At 49.3% G+C, this 24,494-nt stretch carries 16 protein-coding genes; 8 read left to right on the top strand and 8 right to left on the bottom strand.

What is annotated here, in order from left to right:
* The first annotated feature begins 335 nt into the window (after positions 1-335).
* Positions 336-3,641 (top strand): DUF4838 domain-containing protein, encoded by a 3,306-nt coding sequence (locus tag Pan161_RS16065; RefSeq protein WP_145228611.1) that lies wholly within the window; start codon positions 336-338, stop codon positions 3,639-3,641.
* Between the two features lie 65 nt (positions 3,642-3,706).
* Here Pan161_RS16065 and Pan161_RS16060 read toward each other — a convergent pair whose 3' ends face one another.
* Complete coding sequence (locus tag Pan161_RS16060; RefSeq protein WP_197995337.1) at positions 3,707-4,144, bottom strand: CBS domain-containing protein; 438 nt, start codon at positions 4,142-4,144, stop codon at positions 3,707-3,709.
* A 271-nt stretch (positions 4,145-4,415) separates the two neighbouring features.
* Here Pan161_RS16060 and Pan161_RS16055 point away from each other — a divergent pair, with 271 nt between their 5' ends.
* From Pan161_RS16055 to Pan161_RS16035, 5 genes are all read left to right on the top strand, one after another.
* Positions 4,416-4,670: a hypothetical protein gene (locus Pan161_RS16055; protein WP_197995336.1), complete on the top strand. Its 255-nt coding sequence runs from the start codon at positions 4,416-4,418 to the stop codon at positions 4,668-4,670.
* A 170-nt stretch (positions 4,671-4,840) separates the two neighbouring features.
* On the top strand, positions 4,841-5,374 hold the full coding sequence (locus Pan161_RS16050; RefSeq protein ID WP_197995335.1) for an Hsp20/alpha crystallin family protein: 534 nt from the start codon (positions 4,841-4,843) through the stop codon (positions 5,372-5,374).
* A 786-nt stretch (positions 5,375-6,160) separates the two neighbouring features.
* Positions 6,161-6,649, top strand: a complete 489-nt coding sequence (locus Pan161_RS16045; protein WP_145228609.1) for a hemerythrin domain-containing protein — start codon at positions 6,161-6,163, stop codon at positions 6,647-6,649.
* A 244-nt stretch (positions 6,650-6,893) separates the two neighbouring features.
* Positions 6,894-7,559 (top strand): response regulator transcription factor, encoded by a 666-nt coding sequence (locus Pan161_RS16040; RefSeq protein WP_145228608.1) that lies wholly within the window; start codon positions 6,894-6,896, stop codon positions 7,557-7,559.
* Positions 7,560-7,752: 193 nt separating this feature from the next.
* Positions 7,753-8,148 carry a rhodanese-like domain-containing protein gene (locus tag Pan161_RS16035; RefSeq protein ID WP_197995334.1) on the top strand — a complete coding sequence of 132 codons (396 nt, stop codon included), beginning with the start codon at positions 7,753-7,755 and terminating at the stop codon, positions 8,146-8,148.
* Here Pan161_RS16035 and Pan161_RS31400 read toward each other — a convergent pair.
* Complete coding sequence (locus Pan161_RS31400) at positions 8,145-8,525, bottom strand: BON domain-containing protein (RefSeq protein ID WP_197995333.1); 381 nt, start codon at positions 8,523-8,525, stop codon at positions 8,145-8,147. The two genes, Pan161_RS16035 and Pan161_RS31400, sit on opposite strands and share 4 nt — an antisense overlap.
* 517 nt (positions 8,526-9,042) lie before the next feature.
* Here Pan161_RS31400 and Pan161_RS16025 point away from each other — a divergent pair.
* Entirely contained in the window at positions 9,043-10,482 is a 1,440-nt protein-coding gene (locus tag Pan161_RS16025; protein ID WP_197995332.1) for a PAS domain S-box protein, read from the top strand.
* Positions 10,483-10,499: 17 nt separating this feature from the next.
* Here the strand turns inward: Pan161_RS16025 and Pan161_RS16020 are convergent, their stop codons facing one another.
* From Pan161_RS16020 to Pan161_RS15995, 6 genes are all read right to left on the bottom strand, one after another.
* Positions 10,500-11,927: a DUF1552 domain-containing protein gene (locus tag Pan161_RS16020; RefSeq protein ID WP_145228605.1), complete on the bottom strand. Its 1,428-nt coding sequence runs from the start codon at positions 11,925-11,927 to the stop codon at positions 10,500-10,502.
* The gene (locus tag Pan161_RS16015; protein WP_197995331.1) at positions 11,924-14,587 is read right to left on the bottom strand and encodes a DUF1592 domain-containing protein; all 2,664 of its coding nucleotides are present in this window, start codon (positions 14,585-14,587) and stop codon (positions 11,924-11,926) included. The genes Pan161_RS16020 and Pan161_RS16015 overlap by 4 nt, the downstream gene beginning before the upstream one ends.
* Positions 14,588-14,775: 188 nt before the next feature.
* On the bottom strand, positions 14,776-16,101 hold the full coding sequence (locus tag Pan161_RS16010) for a sulfatase-like hydrolase/transferase (protein ID WP_145228604.1): 1,326 nt from the start codon (positions 16,099-16,101) through the stop codon (positions 14,776-14,778).
* Positions 16,102-16,121: 20 nt separating this feature from the next.
* Positions 16,122-18,041: an alpha/beta hydrolase family protein gene (locus tag Pan161_RS16005; RefSeq protein WP_145228603.1), complete on the bottom strand. Its 1,920-nt coding sequence runs from the start codon at positions 18,039-18,041 to the stop codon at positions 16,122-16,124.
* 27 nt (positions 18,042-18,068) lie between these two features.
* A complete protein-coding gene (locus Pan161_RS16000) occupies positions 18,069-19,520 on the bottom strand; it encodes a DUF1501 domain-containing protein (protein ID WP_145228602.1) in 1,452 nt (483 codons plus the stop codon).
* 2 nt (positions 19,521-19,522) lie between these two features.
* Positions 19,523-21,958: a PSD1 and planctomycete cytochrome C domain-containing protein gene (locus Pan161_RS15995; protein ID WP_145228601.1), complete on the bottom strand. Its 2,436-nt coding sequence runs from the start codon at positions 21,956-21,958 to the stop codon at positions 19,523-19,525.
* Between the two features lie 336 nt (positions 21,959-22,294).
* Between Pan161_RS15995 and Pan161_RS15990 the strand changes: the two genes are divergently transcribed.
* Positions 22,295-24,484 (top strand): sulfatase-like hydrolase/transferase, encoded by a 2,190-nt coding sequence (locus Pan161_RS15990; protein ID WP_232103270.1) that lies wholly within the window; start codon positions 22,295-22,297, stop codon positions 24,482-24,484.
* Positions 24,485-24,494 lie beyond the last annotated feature (10 nt).

Raw genomic sequence — 24,494 nt, 5'->3', positions numbered from 1 at the left:
GTGTGTCTTTCATGGAAACTGGTAATACTGAAGAGAAGATTTCAGTCCGGTGCAGGTTAGATGATTCGAGTAGGAAGGCTGGATGCTTGTATCATACGTTGAACCGTACCAGACGGGTATGTTTTAATCAGGCAGGAGCATGGCAACGGGGTGATGCTCCAGTTCTGAGGTTCATTGTAAACAACTGAGAATCAGCTTGCCAGATCCAAACCTGTGTGGAGTCAGTGAGAACAGGGAATCTGCCAGTTGAAATAAAGTACTTGTGTTTTATTTGACAGAACTGCAAAATGAGAAGCAATAAACGAACCCTTCCTGCAAAGCAGATAGGATGAACCATGCTCAAAAACAGTCTGTTTTCTGTTCTCTGTTTCCTGCTGTTCCTCCCGGCTCCGCTCCTGGCTGCGGATACCTTTTTGATCCAGAACGGTCAGCCTCAAGCAGAAATTGTAATTGCAACAAATCCTTCTCGCACCACACGTCTGGCAGCACAGGAGATACAGGCTTACCTGGAAAAAATTTCGGGTGCAAAATTAAAGATCGTTGATGAGCCGACTTCGGAATTTCCAGTTAAAATTTATGTAGGCAGCAGCCAGCATACTGAAAAACTGGGGATCACTATTGATGGTTTGAAGTATGGAGCTTATCGCATTGTTTCCGGTAAGAACTGGCTGACACTGATCGGAGATGACACGGAATTTGTTCCCATTGAACCCTGGCCGCGCAGTAATAATGATATCGTCAGTGGCAAAATGCAGGCTGCCTGGGATGAAATTACGGGTGAGCATTGGGGGTATCCGCATTCTCAAATGCGCAAGCATTACATGGGGGCCGCCAGTCTGTTCGGAACTCCGCGAGAACAGAAGGTCGATCAGAATGGGAACGTGAATGTCTGGGGATTCGACGAACGCGGCTCTTTTAATGCGGTCTGCGGGTATCTGAGAAGTCTGGGAGTGCGGTGGTATCTGCCTGGAGAATCAGGCGAAATTGTAATGAAACTCAAGACCGTCGCACTGCCACAGATTGATCAGGTCGTCAAACCTGATTTCCCCTTACGAATTCTGAATTTCCGCTTCGCTGTCTACGGTCGGGATGCGGCGATGTGGGGGATGCGGTTGGGTGTTCGACAACCCTATGGCAGGCAGGCAGCGCATGGGCTCGATCATATGACACATAATGAGCACACACTGAAAAACCATCCGGAATGGTTTGCGTTATACGGAGATAAACGGGACACTCAGCCGGGAAAACGTCTGAATCAGTTATGTTACTCGAATGAGGAACTTTTTCAGGAAACAGTGCGTTATGTGCGTGCCCAGTTTGATCATTTCAAAATGGATGAAGTCTCGGTCATGCCGCCGGATGGGTATACGGCGATTTGTCAGTGTGAACTATGCAAAGGAAAAGATACACCGGAGCGGGGTTACCGCGGCGCTCTGTCAGACTATGTCTGGGAATTTGTAAATCGTGTGGCGAAGGAAGTTGGCAAAACCCATCCCGATAAAAAAATCTCCAATTGCGCGTATGGGACTTATACGCGACCCCCTCTCAATATTGACAAACTGGAACCGAACCTGCAGGTGATTATCGTAGGTGGACGCAGACCAACGAACGAATCACGCGAAGAACTTACGCAACTCCGTCAGGACTGGGCAAAAAAGACGGATCGTCCGGTGATTATCTTTGAAAATTATCCCTTTACCGGACGCGGTTTCTATCTGCCGGCTTATATTCCGCAAGTATTAGGGGACAGTATCAATGCCACGAAAGGGATATCGCAGGGGGAAGATATCTGGCTGACCATGGATTTTAGTGATACTGCGATTGGCTATAACCATTTCCTGATTTACTTCACTGCGAGAATGTACTGGGGTGGTAAGGATCAGAACGCTATGGAAATGTTTGATGAATATTGCCGACTGTTTTATGGTCCGGCCGCTCCCGCGATGCGCGAATTCTTTTCATACTGTGAAAACCACTGGCGTGAAATGGAAAACGATGGCGAACAGGCAGAACATGCTCTGGAACTGTTTGCGGCAGCGAAATCAAAAGTGAAGGAAACCTCCGTTTTTGGACAGCGAATTCGTTTAGTCGATCTCTATCTGAATGGATTGCGAAATAAAAGTAAGCAACTGGCGCAGAAACGAGGGCCCGTGCCAACATTGAGACTGGTGGGAGATCCACGCGGAGAGATTCAGATCGACGGTAAACTCGATGATAAACTCTGGAAGAACATACCCACTGCTTCCACAGGACAGTTGCGCGAACTGCAAACAGGAAGGCAACCTGTCTACGGGACCTCTCTCAAGAGTTGCTGGATTGGTAGAGACCTGTATTTTGCGATTCGTTGTGAAGAAGCCCCGGGACAAAAACCCAATAGCACGACTGCGAAAAACGGAGATCAGGCTATCTGGTACGGCGATGCGGTAGAAATATTGTTAAATACAGAATCTCACAGTTATTATCAGATCGTAGTCAATCCGGCAGGAGCATTGATTGACCTGGATCGAGGCGCGGACAGAAACAACTGGTTTCGCTGGGATTCTCAGGCAGAAGTTGCAACACAGATTGCCGATGGTTACTGGACTGCCGAGATCAGAATTCCTGTCGTGTCAGATGAAAACGACCCTCTGCATCAGGTCATAGGCCACAGGCCAACCCAGAGTCTGCCGTGGTATATCAATGTCTGTCGCCAGCGGATTCGTGAAAATGGTTCTGAGTATTCTGCATTTGCCCCCACGGGGACAGCTGGTTTCCATGAGCCAATGAAATTCGCTCATTTTTACCGCGGACTGTCACATCAGTTTCCGGCAGATGAAAGTGTGAACGATTATCTGATCACCGAAAAGGCCGCGAGTCAACTGCTAAGAAAACGAAAGTACCAGGTTGCTGAGGCGGCGTATGTGGCGTTAAGTGAAACCAAAAACATTACTCAACTCCAGAAGTCGACTGCGCTGGAGAAAGCAGCAGAGTGTGCACGCGCGTTACAGGATTATGAGCGTGCTGGTCAACTGGCTGATCGGATTCCCGTAGACTCAATTGCAAAAACTGCCCGGATGGAGAATCTGTTAAGCCAGCGAGACTTCCAGTCCGTCGTTGATGAATATGGAAATGAAGACCTGGCTCAGTGGCCCTTCTGGCAGTCAGGCGCGGGGGCTTATGCCCGTGCTCGCGCTTATCATGGTTTGAAAAATGGCAAGAAGGCGGAAGCAGATTTTCAACAGGCGCTGGCGTTCGCTGCGGATTCCCGGCTCAAGTCCAGCATTCTGGTCATGATGGGCAACAACAGGGAAATGAATCTGCAGGACGACAAGTCAGCGCTGGATGCGTATCAGCAGAATTACCTTTCTACGGGACGCATCGGGGCTGCAAATCAGTTTCGTTCTGTTCAGGGAGCAGTACGTATTCTGTTACGGCAGCAAAAATATGATGCCGCTTTGAACGTATTGAAACTCGTGAAGATTGGAAACCTGAAAGGGTTCTGGCGTCACGAGATGATGCTGTCACAGGCGAGTGTACTGACTGCGGCAGATCAGGTTGATCAGGCGGTCAAAGTCTATCGTGATCTGCTGAAAGAGCCCGCTGTGGCAACTGGCCATCGCCAGACGGCGGAAGCTGCGATAGCTGAATTAATTCAAGAATAGTCATCGACTCTCTGAGTCAGATCAGGGAATAATCTCAACAACCGAGTTACTGAACCAGTTGCAGTTTATTGTTTCGCCAGACTGGTCGGGCTCTCCTTTTTTATTAACTTACCGATTTCTGTGAATTCGGTACTGAGCAGTTCCAGAATATCATCCAGTGTCAGCATGCCGACCAGTTTTCCCTCATCATCAATTACGGGGAGCCTGCGAAATCCGCCCGCCCTCATTTTTGAAAGTGCCAGCTCAATGGTTGTTTCTTCGCTGACATTGTCAGGAAATCTGGTCATCACTTCGGAAACCAGTGTTTGAATCGAATCCCGTGCCTTTCCGACAATACGCAGAGCGAGATCCCGATCAGTTATCATGCCAATGGGATGGGATTCCTTATCCAGCACAATCAGAGTCCCCACATTACGGGAATTCATCCGACCTGCAGCCACTTGAACTGATTCATCGGCGTCAATTAAATCAACTTCTCTTGAGCAAATTCGTCCTACTGTCATGTTTTCTCTCCAAATCTGGTACATGATTGTACAACTTAAACCTGCAAAGCAGCGTCTAGAAACAGATCTTTACCCTGACTTCTAACTTACATTCACGACCCCTGTCTGTAAATCCTCTCTCAATGGTGATTGAACCGATTATTTTTATAGGGGAAATCCCTATCCATGAATCACAATTCCCCCTGATTCTTTTAGTGACTGAGAAATTATATTTTCAGTGCAGAGTGATGATTGTTTTTATTAATTCAAAATCAGTCTTAAAAAGGAGTGCATGATGACAATGGTAGCCGAACACCAAATGGAACATATTGGCGAAACAAAAGGGTGTGCCGACCACGATCACGACATGATTCATGAGTTGAGCAAAAGGCTGGATGCTTTATGGCGCTGTGATCAATATATTGCCAATGCGGAAGGCCATGCAGACCTGAGACGCTTCTGGAAAGATATTAAGACTCAGGAAGAAGCGAATATCTCTCGGATCAAGGAAATTCTGGCACAGCATATCCAAAACGGCTGCTTCTGAGCAGTATGGTGAACTGGGGTTTGGTAAGTCAGATACTAACGGAAGTTACATCAGGACTAGAGAGACAAAGATCTACAAGTTGTGCTATGAGCGATGTGCAGTTCCTGCAGTAATGCTGAGAAATCAGTTCTGTTTTCTGTATCTATTCTTTTTTAAGGAGAAAATGAGTTATGGCAACAACACTGTCAACAGAAAAGAAAAAAACAGGTCAAGCCCTTGAGAATAAAGTGCAGACCAGGCCGCTGTCACGTTTTACACAGGATCTAAGTACTTTTATGGGACGGACTCCCTTTCTATCGTTTCGGAATGAGATGGATAATCTGCTGAATCGTTTTTCCGATGATTTCGGAAACGGTTGGCTGACAAAGGGGTATGCCGCGACTCTGGATGTATCAGAAACGAATAACCACATTGAAGTATGTATGGATGTTCCTGGTATTCAACCAGAAGAAATTGATGTGGAAGTCTCTGGGAATCTGCTGCGAATCACGGGAGAACGCAAAGAAGAACACGAGGAAAAGGGAAAAATGTTTCATCGTATGGAACGAAGTACAGGCAGCTTTTCCCGTTCGGTCACATTGCCTTGCGAAGTAGAAGAAGATCAGGTTGAAGCGAGCTGTGAAAATGGTGTGCTGAAAATCACACTACCCAAGTGCGAGTCGGTGAAACCACACAAAATCAATGTGAAACCTGTCGCAAAATAATTCTTCCGGAGTCGATTTCAAAACTGTAAATCAAGGTGTGCCACTTGTCAAAAATTTGTGGCACACCTGTTTTCGCCATTCAGCCAGTCATTTCCTGCGATGTTCTCTTTGTTACGTGCAGGTGACGAAAAACACGAAGTATTTTGTAGTCGAGTTTATTAGTTCAGGATTCAGACTGGTCATGGTGGTCAGGCACAGGATTCATCAGACTCTGAAGCGGTCACGGTTCAGGGCAATCTAACTGCTTCGGATGGGGCTAGATATCGAAGTGAGATATTGCCAATGTTTAAGGCGCATGAACAGATCCTTCTGATGAAATAAGTGATGGACCTTGTCTGAGACTTAGAATACCATTGAGTAAGTGGAATGGTGAACTTATATTTTTAATTCCCATTGCAGGACTGTAATGGATATGCAGCAGCTTCTGGGGATTCTCAAAATTCAACACGCTCGCCGTCTGATAATATTCGCTCAGCAGTTGCTGACAGAAACAAAACGTATTGCTCCTGCTGCATAATATCACTCACCAGTGAATTGAGTTGTGTGAAATTATCTGATCCTCCGCAGACGAACGGCTCTGATGCCAGTAGGACACGAGGGGACTTTTAGTTGCTGATAACTGGTATATCAGGCCGTTGTTGAGTGAGCAGAGACTGTTGATTAGAAAATCAATCGCATTTCTCTGAAGCCGGATGCCATTGTCAATATGCTGACTTGAATTTCAGAACGGGAATCGAATCTGCAAAGGTGGGAATCTGTTTCAGATAGAGAAAGGGAAACATGGGTATGAAATATCAATATAAAATGAAGCGTCCAGAGGAATCAGTGAAAAAATCACACGAGCATTTACAATATCTGCTTGATGAGCATGAACAAATTCTGTCTCATATTAAGGATTTAAATCAATGGTGGGCCGAACTGGACGAACATGGTATGCCGAAATATGGGGAAATGGGAACCCGGATGGAAGGCTTGCGGGATCTCCTTTCCAAGCACTTCAACGATGAAGAACAGGAGGGGTATTTTAAACCACTCATGGACGAGGAACCGGGGTTCTGCATCATGGTGCCTGACTTTCAGAAACAGCACAAAGAATTTCTCACCCGGCTCGATGATTTTAGCAACCGTCTCAAACAGCCAGAGCCTCCATTTCATAACTGGAATGAAGCCTTACTGGAACTGCAGAGACTGCTCGCTGAATTACGCATCAATGAAAATCGTGAAATAGAACGTGTTCGCGAAGCTTTTGAGGAATCTTCTCTCCCAAATGATTGAAAATCGTTTCCAGTCATGGAATTTGATTCTATGAATGAGAGCTCAGTATTTCATTCCTGGACATTTACTTTGGGAAATCAAAGAACTTCAGGTTCTGAACTTCCCGGCGCGATGAGCCGACAGTTATACTCATAATAAGTCGTAAGACGCGATTGGATGTAGTGTGTCTCGATGCAAGGTTCTGGTTAAAAATGACTTCGTGTCTTCATGTTTCAGTTCAGGAAATGGTTTGAGAAATCAATATATGAGCCAGATAAAACAGCAGAAGACGAAGGTTATGATCGTTGACGACCATCCAATTGTCCGGGAAGGATATTCGCGCCTGATTGAACATCAGGAAGATTTAGAGGTCTGTGGAGAAGCCGACAGTAAAGTCGATGCGATTCGAAAAATCATGGAGAATCCACCGGACCTGATCATTGTCGATATTTCACTGAAAGATGGCAGTGGTCTGGAGTTGATCAAAGATATCAAAGCCCAGTTCAGTCAGATCAAAATGTTGACCGTGTCAATGCATGATGAATCGTTATTCGCAGAGCGCTCTCTACGTGCCGGTGCACTGGGATTTATAAACAAGCAACAGGCCCCGGAGCAGTTGGTCAAAGCGATCTACCAGGTTTCAAAAGGAAAAGTATTTTTAAGCCCTGCGATGACCGAACGCATGATTTGTCGCTCTATAGGTTCTGATAATTATTCAGACCAGTCTCCGATCGAACGTCTTTCCGATCGAGAACTGGAAGTATTCGAACAGATTGGAGAAGGAGAAACCACACGTTCGATTGCTCAGAAACTGAATTTAAGCTCTAAAACCGTGGAAACTTATCGGGAAAATATCAAGCACAAGTTGAATCTGGAGAATGCGACTGCGCTGACCCGACATGCGATTCAATGGGTTCTGGAAAAGAACTGAAGTCTGTATTTCACAAAGTCTTTTGTTCTTTGTCAATCTGGGACGGTATCGTATCAGTAGGGTAATTCCCGATAGGGGCATTCGAATATTACCCGGTAGATTTCTTCTACTGCTGGTTGTTACACTCGATTCAGCATTAAAACGGAGAGAGTATCTTCAGGTGTATGACCACTGATGACAGGATATGGAACAAATGGTGACGATCAGCAGAAATGATTTACGGGAGCTACTGGAGACATGCCTGGACCTCAAGCTGGTAGAAGTATTACCTGAGGTGTCCTATCTGGAATATCATCTTCCGGGTGCCGTCAATGTTCCGCTGAGTGACTGCTTTAATGAGCGTGTCATACGTGTGTTTCCCGATCGCAGCCAGACAATTGTGGTCTATAGTCTGAATTTTGAATGTATCCAGTCAGAACTGGCAACCCAGTGTCTGCTGGAATTGGGGTATCAGACCGTTTACGACTATGAGCCAGGAAAAATTGACTGGCGTGCTGCAAAGCTCCCGATTGAATATGGACCGTCGATATTGGATTACTATTCTCAACCAGACACCTTCGAGTCTGTTAACGACGATCTCCGGTCTTAAATATTCTCAGAGCAAACATCGACACTCTCCGGTCGATTAGATCTGTCAATACGCGGGACAGGCTGCGAGTGGTGCTGAATCGCTTTCGCTTGATCGGTGATCAATTTAATTTCGGATTGGGGTCCTGCTGTTTCCACGATTAAAAAGTTATGAATTTTTCTGACTTCATTTAATGACAGGATTCGAACTTGAGCCATCTGCTTCATGAAATAAGAAGTAACAATTCCCTCCAGGTAAACTTCTCCGTGGTGGACTTCAATTCGAATAGCGTTCAAAGCCGCATATCCTGCAGAATGCAATATCCTCCTGATCCGTAATTTGAGCTGCCGATCCGGACTGGAATTGAACTGGATTCGTGTTTTATTCTGCAGTTTCACAGTGGTCTCCTTATTTATTATTGTGATTCCGACAAAGAAAATAAGCTATCATAGCATTGGGAGGTCAGGGGGCTGGGAGATCGCTTCAACACTCTTATTATCGCAACATTCATTAAGTTCCTGTTTCGTCTGTATGAAAAGCAAAGTAACGTGCGATAATGTCACAAGAAATCGCTGAGGATACTCAGATAACACCAACAAACATTCTATAATTCCTTTTGTTTGACTCCGGATGCCAGTGGAAATAGCTTATAAGACCCGTGTCATTGCTGAAATCGGAAAATCAGCAGTTGTTTCATAGGGGAATTCCCCAGAGGGGACCCTTGTACCCGGCAGGAATTACTCATTTAAAACGTTCCGCTAATGATTGGTTTTGCAGTAGCTGACTTAGACTGTGTCCAGTTTTACTGTAGCGTCTCCAGGGCCATTTGGACCGAGTATATTAGATTGAGAGACGCTATGGTTAAATGTGATGCGCTCTAGTAGTTTCACCCTATTTGCTCTAAGAGACAGAAACATGTCAGACAAACAGAGATTTTCAGTACTACTGGTCGAACCTGATCCGGAATCACGTTTACAGATCATGCAGATACTGTCGACCGAAGGATTTCAGGTTGATACCGCGGAAACCATAGATCAGTTGATGAATCGGGATAACTGGTTAGATTATTTTCTGATCATTCTGGAGCATGAGCTACCCGATGGCAAAACGGACGATTTACTCTCCCAAATACAGCAGCAGGCGAAGCATGCCGAGTTAGTCATTATTACTTCCCGGTCAGAAGTACAGAAAATGGTTCTCGCCTTCCGAAACGAGATTGCTGATTATTTTATTAAACCAATCGACCATGATCTATTTAAGAATTCGCTGCTGCGAATTCGGGCAGAGCGGGACATTTCCAGCAAGCTACGTCAAACACAGGCTCAGTTAAATGCGATTGTCGAAGCGGCTATAGAAGCGGTGATAACGATAAATCGTCGGGGGATGATTCAGTCATTTAATCCCGCCGCAGAAAAAATGTTCGGGTATTCGACTCGAGAAATCATCGGTCAGAATATCAGTCTGCTCACGCCGCTGTCGGTCAGAGAACATCACGATCAATTTATTTCCCATTATCTGGAAACAGGAATCTCAAATATTGTCGGAGCTCGACGTGAACTGCAAGCCTGCCATCGGGATGGTAGTTTGATTCCGATTGAACTGTCGGTTACCGATTTACCTCAGTTTGAAATCTTTGCCGGTATCGTCACTGATATCAGCGAACGAAAGCAGGCCGAACAAAAGCAGGTCGAACTGACACGGGCAGTTGCGGTCGCTGCACAACAGGAGCGTCGCCAACTCGCCAATATTCTACATGACCATCTCCAGCAGTTGCTGGTCGGAGTTCGGATTCACCTGGAGATTGCCAGGAAGGGAACGCATTCTGAAGCAGAAGAGCAGACATTGACTCGGGCAGATGAACTGCTGAACCAGAGTATCGAAGTGACGCGTTCCTTGACAGCAGAACTGAATCCGGTGGTTCTGCATGAAGAGGGGCTGGCAATGGCGCTGGAATGGTTAGCGCATAATATGCTGGAACGGTACAATCTGACTGTGGCGCTGAATCTGGATGAAACTGTCAGTCCGCAGGCCGAACTGACGAAAATTGTACTCTATGAGTGTATCCGTGAGATTCTGTTTAATGTCGTTAAACACTCTCAGACGTCACGCGCCGATGTCCGCATGCAGGCCCTTTCGGATCAGGAAGTGGAAATTACTGTCTCAGATGAAGGGGTTGGTTTTGATCCGCAACGCCTGGAAACACAGTTGTCGAAAGCAGGGGGGATGGGGTTGAGTAATATCGAGTTTCGACTATCGCTGATTAAGGGGAAATTTCATCTGGAGTCGACAGTCGGGAAAGGAACGGTGGCGCACATTATTGTTTCGCTGGACGCAAGTGAAACGGATTCTTTATGAGTCAAGGAAGTTGGTTGTCAGCGACGAATCACGTCGATTGAGGTGGCATCTCGTCTTGTGGGGCCCAGGCGGTCTTTCACATCCATACCAGCAAGCATGGTATTATAGACATCCATACCCTCGGCATTGACGTCCATGATTTCTCCGGTTTTAAAACGTCCATTGGCACCGGTGATCGCGTGGAAAACGCCCGAAAGCTCCCGCTTGACATCATTATGACGTCCATCTCCTGATTCAGTGGAAATTGTAATGAGAGAGTTTTCCAGGATGGTCTGGCCATTGGCTTCGACCGCATCAGAGTTATCCAGCTTATTAAGGAAGTAGGCAATCTCGCGCATCTTCATATGAGCATGAGCCCGCAGGGCTTCATTTTTCTTTTTCTCATTAAACTTGTGCCACCATTCGTGGCTACAGCCTTTGTCGCCTGAAGCCTTCTGCTGTCGGGCATCGTCAAACTGCCAGAGTTTTTTTCCGTTAAATTCGTAATCGCCGGTCAGACGAATCCGTTCTCCCGCTGCCAGAAACGTGAGTGCGCCAAAGCGAGTCCGGTCCAGTTGAATGGCCAGGGCATATAAGTCAGCCATCAAACGCCATTCGGTTGTCAGCTCTTCAAGAGTGATGTCAATTCCCATGCCACCGGGATCAGCCTGACCACCATGTAGAATCTGCGAACGGGGTGGCAGTGTGGGGGCGTTTGGAGTTTTCTCTTTTAGCGCATAAGCACGCTGTTCAAATTCACGAATCCGATCAAGATGATCGGCAACGCGTGCTTTCGAAACAGCGCCCAAGGGAGAATTGGAACCTGTGTAGAAGCGGTAGTCTGCGACAACTGAGTCCAGCACACTGCGTTTGAGCCTGCGTTTTCTGAGATCAGTGCCGTCTTCGGATAATGAGATCGAGCCGAATACGCGTTCAAACAGATCACGTGGTTTTTCCTGCATCGTGGCGGCGACAGTGCAATCCTGATTGTAGCTGTGCACGTATCGGCCTACACGACTGCGACGGAAAAAAGTGCCCCCTACCAGAGTGGGGACCATTCCCCGCGGAAGGCCCTCTGGATAGTGGGCTTTGCGAATCACCTGATCAATGGAAGGTCCGCCTGATTTGGCTTCTCCGTCGGGAGGTTCCGCTGTAAAAGCTCCTGAGGCACCATCGTAATGAGCGTTGATCCCTTTTTCATCACAGCGAATCTGATCGACATTGCGCATAATCAGCAGTTTTTTACTCAAGGGTTTGAGTGGTTCGAGAACACCTTCAAAACCTTCAGTCTGCAGTGGGGCAGGGATCCCCAGACCGAAAAATACATTAAATGACCTGACAGGAACCTGTTCTGCAGTCGCGGCAGATGCCTGTGTCGCCAGCATTTCTTCGAGGAGAGGAAGTCCGATGGTTGCTGCCCCGATACTTCGCAGCATTGTTCTTCGATTGAGCCGCTTAAATGTCATTCTCCCGTCTCCGTATGTTGGCTTTCTGTTCTTGTCTTTTGTACCAGATCACTCAAAATAATTGCTTTGATGAGGTTCGCATACGTTCCGCCTTCTTTTTGTGCTGATTTGTGAATCAGTTCGAGATCGTTTGCGTCGGTGGCAGTTAATGGTCGTCCCAGCGAAAATTGAGTGATTTTCCACGTCATTGTCTGTTGCACGCGCGGGCTGGCTGCGAGCAGATTCATCAGCGCTGCGCTGGAATCATAGGCAACCGGATTTGCTTCACCCGGGAAAAGAATCACGCCGTCCTCGCGTAACTGGTTTTTATATTGATCCCGCTCATGAAATGCACCCAGACCGTCAAACTTTTCCAGGCCAAAAGCCAGCGGTTCGAATCGGGAGTGACATCCACTGCACTCCGCGTTTGCAATTCTCTGTTCTGCGATTCCCCGATGCGACATTCCCGGCCTGGAAGGGATGGGGGTGATATCGAGACCCGCGGGCGGCGCTTTGATGGTTCCCCGTAAGACGTCTTCCAGAATAAACAGACCACGGGTAACCATTGAGGCGTCATCTCCTCCAATGGTTAATATGCTTCCCTGCGAAAGTATGCCACCCCGCGCGGCTACCGCCGTGAGATCGTATTTTCTCAGTCCGGTACCCTGTGGCTTGATTCCGTAGTGCTCTGCCAGGCGAGGTGTGAGATAAGTGAATTGTGCATTGAAAAGATCGGCAACGGGACGATTTTGTTCCCAGATGAGCTCATTAAAGTATGCCAGCGTTTCCTGACGCATGTCGGAAGCGAGTGCCTGATTCCAGTTTGGATATTTCCGGGAAGCTGGTTTGAGATGATCGAGTCGGTCGAGGTGTAGCCATTCGGAAGCAAACTGTTGTGAGCGGATTCGGGCACGAGGGTCCAACAGCATACGCTGTACCTGCTGTGCCGCGATTTCAGGATGATGCAATCGACCTGAGTCAGCCATTCTCATTAGCTCACGATCTGGAGGTGCACCCCAGATGATGTAGCTCATGCGTGAGGCAAGTTCGTATTCTCCCACAGGCCAGGCTCGACCATCGCCACGCTGATTTTCGATCCGATAAATGAAGCGAGGTGACTGCAGCATGGCTTCAATAATCAGACTGACGGCTTCTTTATAATTCCCTCCGGCACTGGCAACCGTGGTGGCAATACCGCTGTAAGTTGAGATTTCCCGGTCGTTCAGTGGGCCCCGGAGCAACCATTTTCCCATATCAGCGACGAACTTTCGCATGGTCGCATCTGTTGAGAGCTTTTGGCTTTTGGAAAAGCGGGCAGCAAATTGCAGTACATCCATGCGGTCCACGATGATCCCGGCCAGGCGCGCGTAGATTTCCACATGCTTGAGGTCCACATTCAGGTTGTATGCAGTATTGCTGAATCCATCCGCGCGGAGATCGCGCGGGAGCAGTTTACGGGCCTCTTTTTCAATATCGATGTTCACAGAACTGCGCACGGTTTCAATATATTCGGGAACAGTCAGTCGTTGCAGCCAGTGACTCCCGGCGCGGCTGTCGTGGAGGTAAACGGCAGGGTCCAGCATTTCGATCGACCAGTGCGCACCACCGTCAATCCACTGTTTTATCATCGTTTTCTGGTGACTGGTCAGAGAATCACCCGCCGGGGGCATTTCTCCCGAATGGACCTGTTCCCAGAGCAGGCTGGCGGCTGTCTTTCCCGGAACGAGTACGACCCCACTTTCTCCCCCCTGCAGTGCGGCTGATTTTCGCGATAAATCGAGCTGGCCTTTTCGGGCAGCCGAGTCGTGGCAGTCCAGACAGTGTTTTGCAAATAAGGGGGCAATATGTGTTTCAAACAGCTGTTTGTTTTCAGTAGCTGCGATTTCCAATTTTGTGAGTTTCGGACTGCTGGAAGTATGTAATCCAGCCTGATAATTCTGTTGCACCTCGCTTGGTGTGAGTGCGCGGCTGAACAGAGCCAGCAAATGAAATTTGCCGAGCCAGGGACGATCACCTGTAACTTCATTAGCCAGTATCAGTCGATAGTCCTTATCCCAGTTGCTGAGTTTGCCCTTGACCTGCTGCTGAGCTTGCTGTTTGCCATTCACGTAGAATAAAGAAATTCCGTCCGCATTACGTGTGAAAACGACATGAGTCAATGTTGTCTTGACGGTATGGTCGGCAGTGGAAGTCGACGGGATTCCGTTGGAACTGGTCGATGTACTGCGCAACCGCATTTCATACTTCTGCTGATCCTGACCGAGTGTGAAATTGCGCAGGCTGGAGTTTTTCGAAAGCGAAATGATCCGCGCAGGTCCCTGTTGACGAAGGTTCGCGGGCGTGATCCAGGCTTCTACTGTGAGACTGTTGGAACGTTGAATCGCAGATATAAATTTCGTTGCGGGAGTGGAGCTGATAATCTTTGCCGGATTGCGAACCAGTAAACCATCGTTTTTCCATTCGACAGCAGAGGGGTGATCGATTTTTAGATCAAGCGGTTGTCCGATACCCGAACGATCTTTGATGCTGGTTCCCTGTGTCTGATCGAATGTGTAGAAGACCTGTAAATCACGGGAAACACGAGGAGCCGCCGCACTGAATACTTCGGAGATGCCTGTCAGTAGAAAGAAGATCGCAAGTAATCGTGGAACGAAAAGAAACAATCTTAAGCGCATACTCATACAAGGGATCCTGTCGGCCATGTCCAAATTCTGATTTGTTCAATGAAATGCAGTCATATCATCCACAATGACACATGTATTTCTGGCGGGAACAAGTCGAAATTATAACAGGTCCGCGTGGGAATCCTAAAGAAAACTCAACGAAATGTTGGCAATCACGAGCACCTGCTGGCTGTATCAAAATTGGACTATGGTTTGAGTGGACCTTGCAGTTCACTCAGAACTTTTGTCAACTCGGCATGGTTTTGTTTTGCATTACCTGTCAGCTGGTCAGCTTTCAGTAGCGACTTTTCACCGGGATCCTGCTCCACATTGTAAAAGCGACCGTCTCGATACAGCTTCCAGTCTGGTGAACGGACACAGCTCTTGTTCTTCAGTCCGATATAAATCCATTCCCGTGTTTTTCGCTGATCAGGTTGACCGAACAGGACGGGCGCAAAACTGATACCATCGCGGGGAACATCCGCTGCTTTCAATCCTGCGATTTCGGCGACCGTGGGCAGGTAATCGCTCATGTCCACCATATCGTCGACGTCGGTACCGCCTTTGATGTGACCGGGCCAGTTCACAATTAAGGGGACGCGGGTACCAGTATCATCCAGTTTTCCTTTTCCACCCGGCACAATCTTTCCATTCTGTACCGAGACGACTTTGGGACGCACCATTTTCCCATTTTTGCTGACGGTCAGATAACTGGCAGCGGGAGTGCCGTTGTCTGTTGTGAATATGATCAAGGTATTGTCACGCACGCCCATCTCATTCAGGGAGGCGACAACTTTGCCAACCATGTCATCCATGGAGGCAATCATTTCGCCGTAGGTCATCCAGCGTCCGTATTTGTAGTAGGCGACATGTTCATCTTTCAGATCATCAGTCACGTCGTGGCAGAGTGCCATCGGGTAATAGGCAAAGAACGGCTTGCCGGCTGCGTGGCTACGTTTCATGAAATCGATCAGGAAGTCAGCATAGACTTCGGGGCCGTACAGACTGGAGGCATCGTCGCGAAGTGAACCGTTCTGATAAATGAGGGGATGATGATAGCGGCCTCCTTCGTGCCAGCCAAACAGACACCATTCATCAAAGCCGACGCGTCTGGGATGCTGTTTATCATTTTTCATCATGCAGAGCTGCCATTTTCCAGCGACTGCAGTGGCATAACCCGCCTGTTGCATACGGTTGCCGATGGTAATCCCTTCGGCGTCGCGGGGGAAATCTCCCCACTTCGAACCTGCTTTCCCAAAGCGAAACGGATAACGACCCGTCATCAGACAGACGCGTGTCGGGTGGCAGACTGGCATGGCGTAAGCGTGATTGAATTTCATACCTCCCTTCGCCAGGGCGTCAATGTGAGGAGTAGGATAGCTGCGACCTCCATAACAGCCGATGGCATCGCTGCCGACATCATCCGCCAGAATCAGCAGTATGTTCGGTTTACTCTCAGTCGCGAACAGACAGGCAGGTATGAACAATGCAATGCCGGTTACAAAGCAGCGGGCAGCGTCAATGAAATTCATGGATGTATCCTCTTAGAAAATTATTTCTTGGATCTTAAAGTATCAAGGTCAGTTAAATCATAATAAGTCAGTCCATTCTGAACGGCCATGTGCAGGTGATGAAATGCGTTACGCGATGTCATCAGCTCGTGCCACGAATTCAGAGATTCTTTCAATTTCAGTTCAGAGATCAGCGCCGGTTCGAGTGTCGCAGCATGCAGCGCAGCGGGGCCGAGTTCTCCCTCCGTCTGGAGTTCCACTGATTTGTCTTTGTTTTGTGACTGCAGCCAGCGTGCGGAAATCAGTAAATCTTCCGCCTGCATAGCCAGCCAGCAACGTCCCAGCATGTGGGCAATGTAATAATCTGCGCCAGGAAAACGCCAGATTCTGGTTTTCGTTTCTCCCGTATCGCGTACTTCGACAACCAGTACGGGATGCCCCTGGGCATTAAGTTGTTGTGCTGATTTGACGCTGGAATTCATTCCAGAAGAGGAAGCAATCAGAACAGGCGTCGCTTTTCCGTCAGGCCAATAGAGGGCCGGAAGTGAAATACCAGGTTCCGGAGTGATGATGAGACACTGGGGAGAGATCGACGCTTCTTTGCTATCCAGAAGTCTGATACCGGGGTCTGGCAGAACTTTGAGGTGACGAATACCTGTGACCTGGCGTATGAGTTTGCGTGTGAGAGGGGGGCGATTCTCAGCCAGCTGTTGTTCGTAGTTGGTGAAAAGGTCAAACAGACTGCGTTCGTTCTTCAGACTGAGCACCTGCCCCTGCGGAGTGACCTGCAGTTCCTGATCGGTCAGCATGGGAGTGTCATCCGTTTCGAAAACTTCCAGTTGTCGTCCCTGAAGCCAGCGGGCAAAGAAGCGGACGGCACCTTCACGCAGACGCTGGCTGAATCCATGCTTGTCATTGGCTTCGATCAGATCAACGCGTTCCGGATAACCGAGCTGTGTATAAACGCGTTTGGCTTGACGATACGCATCCCATGTGCCCTCGATGGGGACGAAGTCTTTGGTCGCAGCGAGGATCAGCGTTGGTCTGGGAGCACGCGTCAGAATGTAATCGGGATGATCGAAGCCAGCTCCGATTTGCCCATACAGGTTCTGTTCTGCGTCGCCGGGACCGGGACTTTCGTTTTTAAAGCGATGTGTCGTCATAAAACAGCCGGGGGCCGCCGCTACGATGCGATCGTCAAACGCCATCAGGTAACTGGTCAGGTTGCCGCCCCCCGAATTTCCGGTACAGCCGATTCGCGAAGGATCCACGTCAGGGCGACTACAAAGATAATCGATCCCGCGAACACCATCCCACAGCATATAGGTTCCCAGGCTGCGGCCCAGCAGGATCGGGGCCACGCCCAGTTCCTGATGTTCATGACTTCCCCGGTGACGGGGCGTTCCTGTTTCATCGAGGATCTGTTTACGTTCTCCCTGACCAATAGGATCAAAGCAGAGTACGATAAACCCGTGTTGTGCCAGCAGGCGATTGACCCGTTGATACGATTCGTAGGCTTTACCGTTTTCACTGTGGCCGACCGGATGCAGGATGGCGGGAAATGGACCTGTTCCCTCAGGGCGATAGAGGTTGGCAGTCACATGAAATCCGGGCTGACTTTCATATAAGATCTTTTCGATGGTAAAACCGGGTTGCTGGATCGTGCCCGTCGTTTTCGGATTAAGAGGTGTGCGTTCGGGTAGTTTTCCCAGTGACTGTAGCAATGCTTTGCGTCGTTTCTGTTGATAGGCGGCGAGTGCTTTATCAGATTTCAACGCCGTTTCGAGTTCATTTCGCCGGGCATCCATGGCGGTATGGACCTGTTGACGCAGAAAAGCCCGCATCATCTGTTGGGTTTTATCGGCGTTGAAATCGCGCGGCAGGATTCGGTATTCAGACTGGGCCTGTAATCTGCAGACACAGTTAGTAAAGAGAATCAAGATTAAGAGCAATGCTCGCATGAACGCCGTTTTCTGTGCTGTCAGGTACTATGCCAGGAGTTGTTCGACGATATTCCCTGAGACATCCGTCAGGCGGAAGTCGCGTCCCTGGAAACGGTAGGTGAGTTTTTCGTGGTCCAGGCCGAATAGTTTGAGAATCGTGGCGTGTAAATCGTGAACGTGGACAGGATCTTTGGTGACACCCCAGCCAATTTCATCGGTTTCGCCGATCACCTGTCCTCCTTTGATTCCTCCACCGGCCAGCCACATGCTGAAAGAGTAGGGGTGGTGATCACGTCCAGTGACTTTTTTGAAATTAACGCGATTCTCGCCCAGTGGTGTGCGACCGAATTCGCCGCCCCAGACGACCAGTGTTTCATCCAGCAGGCCGCGCTGTTTCAGGTCTTTCAGCAATGCGGCGATAGGCTGGTCGGAAATCTTTGTGTAGCGTTCCAGTCCACTGTCGAGAGAACTGTGATGATCCCAGGTTGACAGAAACAGGGAGACAAACCGCACGCCCCGTTCCACCATGCGGCGGGCCAGCAGACAGTTGCGGGCATACGACCCCATGAAACCGGTGGTACTGCTTTTAGAGGCTTCTTCGCGTGTGACGCCGTATTGCTCTAACGTGGTTTTGGTTTCGCCAGAAAGATCCAGCAATTCCGGCGCTGTCTGCTGCATGCGAAAGGCCAGTTCATATGCTTTGATGCGGCTGGAAATCTCAGGATTCCCAATCTGTTCATAGCGCAGACCGTTTAATTCATTAATGGTCTGCAGGCTGCGCATCTGGGCTGCTGCGCAGATTTCTGGCGGGTTTGCCAGATTGAGGACCGGGCTGCCCTGGTTGCGAAAGAGCGTGCCCGCATACTGAGACGGTAAAAAACCACTGGACCAGCTGGAGGCCCCGCCTGGTAAGCCGCGCCCCAAAGTTGCCAGTACGACGTAGCCTGGCAGATTTTCTGATTCGCTTCCCAGACCGTAATTCAACCACGAGCCCAATGTCGGGCGACCCTGTAGATCGGAACCGGAAAGCATCATCAGTTGTCCGGGCAGATGATTGAACTGTTCGCAGTGCATGGAACGAATCAAAGCGATATCGTCAACGCAGGTACTCAAGTGAGGCAGCAAATCGGAGAGTTCCATGCCACATTCGCCATAGCGTTTAAATGTGCGCGGGCTGCCCATAATCCGCGCTGCTTCTTTCTGGATGAACGCGAACTTGATGTCTTTTAACAGGGACTCGGGCATCGGCTGCCCATCGAGTTCATTCAGACGTGGTTTGGGATCGAACAGGTCCATCTGACTCGGGCCGCCTTCCATGAACAGGTAGATGCAGCGTTTCGCCCGGGGAGCAAAATGGGCCAGTTGCTGTTCGGCCCCCAGCAATCCATCCTGTTTCATCAGCGATGCCAGGGCGAGTGTACCCAGACCACTGGCACCGGTGGCGAAAAAACGTCGCCGGTTTAGTGCATTTAGATTGTTGTGTTGTGGAAATTGCATGGTCAGTCTCGCGTGATAAATTCATCCAGATTCATGACAATTCTTGCCAGTTGAATCAGGGCGGTCAGTTGCACAGGCTCTGTTGGATTTGTTTTCTGTTGATTGTTTTCAGCCAGATAGAGTAAATCGGCATATGCTGCATTGAGGTATTCCTGCTCGCGCTGTACAGGGGGGCGAGAAAAGCAGCGGAGGAACATCTCTTCTGTCGCAGCAGGCAAATTATCCTGATGCTGATCCCACATGAGTGTCCCAAGTGCCTGAGCGCTTTCAAAAAACATAGGACCGTTCAGCAGGGTGAGTGCCTGGAGTGGTGTGTTCGAGCGTTCGCGACGACTGCAGGAAACGGTGGCGTCAGGCGCATCAAAGGTCATCAACATCGGGTAGGGGACGGTGCGTTTAAAGACGATGTACATGCCTCTGCGATAACGTTCGCTGCCTTCCGTCGCGGGCCATTTCACACTGCGGCCGACATCGGTGACGAAAGCCGGCAGAGGAGGTCGTATCCCACGTCTGCCTATCGTGCGATCCAGCAGTCCACTGGCGGTGAGGTGAATGTCTCGTACGATTTCGGCTTCGACGCGATAACTGTTCTGTCGCCAGAGTAACTGATTATTGACATCATGCGCCATCTGTCGGGCATTCGCAGCGGACGACATCCGGTACGTCGAAGACATGACGATCAGGCGGATCATCGCTTTGCGACTCCAGTTTTGTGATTTGTATTCTGCAGCCAGCCAGTCCAGCAGGAGCGGATGAGTTGGCGGTTCTCCTTTAGTTCCGAAGTCATTGGGAGTCGCGACCAGACCGCGCGCGAACAAATGCTGCCAGATACGATTGACGGCGACGCGGGGGGTGAGCGGATTATTCTCTTGAAACAGCCAGTGGGCCAGGTCCAGACGGTTCGTCAGGGAATCTCCCGAATTGAAACCAGGGAGGACGGCGGGTGTACCTGGATTTACTTGTTCGCCGTGCTGATTGTAGATTCCCCGGACATGTACGAAGGTGTCGCGGCGGTCTTTCGTGCGTTCTTTAAAAGTTGGCGCCCTGATTGCCGGCGGTGAGGGGCGGGTTTTCAAAAGTTTTTCCAGCTGAGAATAGAGTCTGTCCCAGCCTTGCTGTTTTGTTTGATAGTATGAGTTAATCTTCTTGAGGTCGGATGATTTCCTGTATTTATCCAGTACTGTGGTGATTTCTACTTTCTGTTCTGCGGTGAGTTCTGTTTTCTCAAACTTTTGCAGTGAAGCCAGTACTTGATCAAATGCTGGCTGCCACTGTTTCTGTTTTGACTGGTATTCCGCTTTATCCCAGTCACGGCTGACTTTCACGGTGGAATCGTCGGCGTTATTGAAGAAGGAATAAAACTGGTAGAACTCTTTCTGAGAGATCGGATCATGCTTATGGTCATGGCATTCGGCACAACCCAGTGTCAATCCGAGCCAGATCATACCCGTGGTATTCACACGGTCTACCAGTTCTTTTGTGCGATATAATTCCAGATCCACGCCAGCTTCGGTGTTGCTCAATGTGTTTCGATGAAAGCCGGTCGCGATGAGCTGAGAATCGGTTGATTTTTCCAGCAGATCTCCCGCCAGCTGTTCGATGGAGAACTGATCGAAGGGTACATCCTCGTTGATGGCCTGGATCACCCACTCACGATAGACCCAGGCATGGGGGCGTATGCTGTCACCGAGATAGCCGTCACTGTCTGCATATCGAGCCAGATCGAGCCAGAAACGACCCCAACGCTCTCCAAAATGCGGGGAAGCCAGCAGCTTGTCGACCAGCTTTTCGTAGGCGGCGGGATCCTCGTCTGCAATAAATACAGCGACTTCTTCTGGTGACGGTAATAAACCGGTGAGATCCAGATAAAGACGGCGAATGAGTGTTCGTTTCGATGCTTGTGGTGCGGGTTGAACTTTGGCTGACTGATGTCGGGCAGCGATGAACGCATCGATTGGATTGCGAATCAGGAACTCAGAGGATGTTTGAGAAACAGGAGGAACCGGCGGGCGCTGGAGTTTTTTCAATGACCATAATACGGGGGGCTCTAATACTACATTTTCCGGCCAGGGGGCTCCCTGTTTGATCCAGAGTCGAAACGCCTGCACTTCGGATTGTGTCAGTGGAGCCGCCTCTTGAGGCATCTCTGCGGTTCCCTCATGCGGAGTGATCAGATCCATGAGGTAACTGGCGTCAGGATCGCCGGGATCAATGATCTGCCCGCTCTCTCCTCCTTTCTGCATTTCCATAGCCGAGTGCAGTGCGAGGCCACCCTGACGAACACGATCTTGATGACAGCCCAGGCAGCGGCTTTGCAAAATCGGAGCGATGTCGCGCTGGAAATCAATTATTTTATCAGCGGCAGAAGCGCGCGAAGATACCAATAGCAGAGTTAGCAGAATGGTCGTCAAAAAGGTGCGATATCCCTGATCAGTCATATTGCAGGCAAGCTTTCAATCTGGGAGCACAGTGGTTGTTCCGTTTGCACTTCATGACCGTCTCAACACATACTGGTTCAAACGGTACATGAACCTGCGCGGAAGTAGTGGCAGGTTTAATAAAGTAGATTTACTATTCTACTGGTCTGTTCCCCCCGGTTACAAGCCTTTGATTCGGAGAGGTCTGAATTTTCAGCGAGTAGAGTCGCCTTTGCCTTTCTGGTCAGTTACAGTGTAAAGTATGCATCCGCATCAGGAAGAAGCGGTTTGTATCCGTGTGCCGGAATGAACGGTAGAGCCGGACTTTTTAAAACTCAATTCAGTGAAACTACAGCCATGAAATCAATCCTGCATCTGACTGTACTGTTCTTTGTTTCTTTCGGTTCATTGTATGCGGACGATAAACCAAACATCGTCTTTTTCTTTGCCGACGATCAGACCACCAGCACACTGGGCTGTTATGGCAACCAGAAAATAAAGACACCTAACATTGATGAGCTGGCAGCGCGGGGCACCCGGTTTGAGAATGCCTGTGTCAGTCAGGCGATCTGCTGGGTGAGCCGCACGACGATTCTGACCGGCTTGACGGGACGCAGTTACGGAACGCCTGCTAATGCCGAGATGGCGCGGCCTGATGCCGTGGAGACTCTCTATTCAGATCTGTTGCGGGAAGACGGATATCGTGTCGGCTACTTTGGAAAATGGCATGCGAAGATGCCAAAAGGATTTCAGAGAGAGAAACACTTCGATGAATTCGAAGCCATCAGTCGCAATCCGTATTATAAAAAACAGCCCGATGGTAGCCTGCGTCATGAGACCGAACTGATTGTCGATCGGGGTATTGAGTTTTTGAAGACACAACCGAAGGGGAAGCCGTTTGCGTTGAACCTGTGGTTCAATGCCTGTCATGCGGAAGACAGTGACCGACGACCAGGGATAGGACATTTTCCCTGGCCGCGTGCCGTGGATGGGATGTATGAAGATGTCACGATTGCGCCGCCCCGTTTAAATGCGCCGGAAATATTTGATGGCCAACCCGATTTTCTCAAAACAACGATCAATCGGGAACGTTATTTCTGGCGGTGGAATACGGATGAAAAATATCAGACCAATATGCGGGCCTACTACCGGATGGTGAGCGGCATCGACGGTGCCATCGGTCGCTTTCTGACAGCTTTGAAAGAGGCAGGATTGGATAAGAATACCATTATCGTCTATTCAGCGGACAACGGTTACTATATGGGGAATCGTGGTTTTGCCGGGAAGTGGTCGCACTATGAAGACGCATTAAATGTTCCGTTGATTATTGCCGATCCTCGCGTTCCTGCTGAGCAGCGGGGACAGGTGACGACGGCAGCTGCATTGAATCTGGATCTGCCTGCTACATTTCTTGACTGGGCGGGAGTAAAGATTCCCAAACGTTATCAGGGGAAGAGCCTGCAGCCGATCGTGGCCGGAAAACAACCCGAGAACTGGAGGAAGGAAGCATTTCACGAACACTTTGCGGTCCGCAGTCGTATTCCTGCCTTTGAAGGTCTGAGGAATGAGCGGTACAAATACGTGCGGTATTTTGATCATGACAACCACGAGTTTCTGCATGACCTGCAGCAGGACCCGGACGAGCTGGTGAATCTGGCCGGTCATCCAAAGTATGCAGACACATTAAAAGAGATGCGTGAACGGACCACAGCGCGTGTGAAAGAACTGGGCGGTCCACTCGATCCATTGAAAGGGAAGTTTACTGATTCCACGGTTCCCCATCCCGTTGCCTCAGCAGCGGTGGGAGCTAAAACGGATGCCGACGGATTTGTCTCTGTCTTTGATGGCAAGACACTGCGTCACTGGAGCGGTGATCCCCAGTACTGGTCGGTAGAAGAAGGTGCTTTAACGGGTAAGACTGATGGCACACTGAAAATGAACCGGTTTATTACCTGGAAAGATTCCACGGTTCGCAATGTTGACCTGCGGGTCAAAGTGAAAGTGACTGCAGGGGGGAACAGTGGACTGCAATATCGGGGTACCTCGCGACCTGATCTGGGCCTGGATATTGTGACCGGTTATCAGTGTGATGTGGTTGCCAATAATCCAAACTACAACGGCATGCTCTATGAAGAGAAAGGGCGCCGGATTCTCTCCCACACCGGGGAAAAAGTCATCATTGATCCTGAAGGGCAACCCTGGGTAGTGGGTAAAATTCCAGTCAAAACGTTTGCTCCCGACGAATGGCATGATTTCCGTGTGCTGGTAGAAGGTAATCATCATCAACACTGGATTGACGGACACAAGACAGCAGATCTGATTGACCTGGATGAGAAAGGCCGTGCTCTGGAAGGTGTGCTCGCGGTGCAGGTTCATGTGGGGCCACAGATGAAAATTCAGTACAAAGATTTCAAAATCAAGCATCTGCCCGATGATCTGCCACTACAGACTGCAGAAGATCATCCCATCCCAGCAGACGCTTATGGCGTGAGACCACAGGGACGGCTCCCCAAGGGCTGGAAACCTCCCGTATATGGCAAGCGTTGATAAGGCAGAT

It is taken from the genome of Gimesia algae (assembly GCF_007746795.1).
Lineage (GTDB): Bacteria > Planctomycetota > Planctomycetia > Planctomycetales > Planctomycetaceae > Gimesia > Gimesia algae.
This window is presented reverse-complemented; position numbering and strand designations above follow the sequence as displayed.